The following is a 1,383-nucleotide window of genomic DNA, read 5'->3' as shown; positions in this document are numbered from 1 at the left end:
TCTGTAAAACGAACGGTGTAACTCCTGATCGAGGGAGTAGCACCTGATGACGGACGCGACGGTCGCCGTGGATACTGCCGCGGTGCCGAAGAAGGACAGGCCCGCCGACGCGGGTGTGGACGCCGAGCTGGTGGGCCGGCTGGTCGAGCAGGCTCGCGTGGCGGGCCTGCAGTTGACCGGCGAAGGCGGGCTGCTGGCGCAGCTGACCAAACGCGTGCTCGAGGCCGCGTTGGATGGTGAGATCACCGATCACCTCGGCTATGACAAGGGCGACCCGGCCGGCAACAACGGCCAGAACTCCCGAAACGGTGCCCGGGGCAAGACCGTGTTGACCGAGGTCGGCCCGGTCGAGGTCAGCGTGCCCCGCGACGTGACGGCTCGTTCGAGCCGCAGATCGTGCGCAAGCGTCAGCGTCGGCTGACCGGCGTCGAGGACATGGTCATCTCGCTGTCCGCGAAGGGTTTGACCACCGGGGAGATCCAGGCGCACCTGGCCGAGGTCTACGGCGCGCAGGTGTCCCGCCAGACGATCTCGACGATCACCGACAAGGTCCTCGACGCGATGGGTGAGTGGCAGAACCGACCCCTCGACCCCGTCTACCCGGTGATTTTTTTGGACGCCGTTCACGTGAAGATCCGCGACGGGAAGGTCGCCAACCGGCCCGTCTACGTCGCCTTGGCGGTCACGGTCGAGGGCACCCGCGACATCCTGGGCCTGTGGGCCGGTGACGGCGGCGAAGGCGCCAAGTTCTGGCTCCAGGTCCTCACCGAGCTCAAGAACCGGGGTGTCGAGGATGCGTGCATGGTCGTCTGCGACGGGTTGAAAGGGCTGCCGGACGCGATCGGGCAGACCTGGCCCCAGGCGGTTGTCCAGACCTGTGTGATCCACCTGCTGCGCAACTCGTTCCGCTACGCCGGCCGCCAGGACTACGACGCGATCGCCAAAGCGCTGCGTCCGATCCACACGGCACCGACCGAAGCCGCGGCGAAGGCTCGATTCGCAGAGTTCGTGCAGGAGTGGGGCGGCAAGTATCCGGCAATTGTCAGGCTGTGGGACAACGCCTGGGCCGAGTTCGTGCCGTTCCTGGCCTTCGATGTCGAGATCCGCAAGGTCGTTTGCTCGACCAACGCGATCGAGTCGGTCAACGCCCGCATCCGCCGGGCCGTCCGCGCCCGCGGGCACTTCCCGAACGAGCAGGCCGCGCTCAAGTGCGTCTACCTGGCGGTCATGAGCCTCGACCCCACCGGCGCCGGACGGCGCCGGTGGGCGATCCGCTGGAAGCCCGCCCTGAACGCCTTCGAGATGACCTTCGAAGGCCGCCTCAACCCCACCCGCAAGTAGTCAACCAACAGCCAGCGTTACACCGTTCGATTGACAGTCCCC

Annotated in this window: 1 pseudogene; it reads left to right on the top strand. The window is 67.0% G+C overall.

The annotated features are described in order from the left end of the window. Positions 1-46 precede the first annotated feature (46 nt). Positions 47-1,341 (top strand): annotated as a pseudogene (locus Asi02nite_RS41185) (IS256 family transposase). Positions 1,342-1,383 lie beyond the last annotated feature (42 nt).

Source organism: Asanoa siamensis (assembly GCF_016862555.1).
Lineage (GTDB): Bacteria > Actinomycetota > Actinomycetes > Mycobacteriales > Micromonosporaceae > Asanoa > Asanoa siamensis.
Note: the sequence above shows the minus strand (reverse complement) of the source record. Positions and strands in the feature narration are given on the sequence as shown.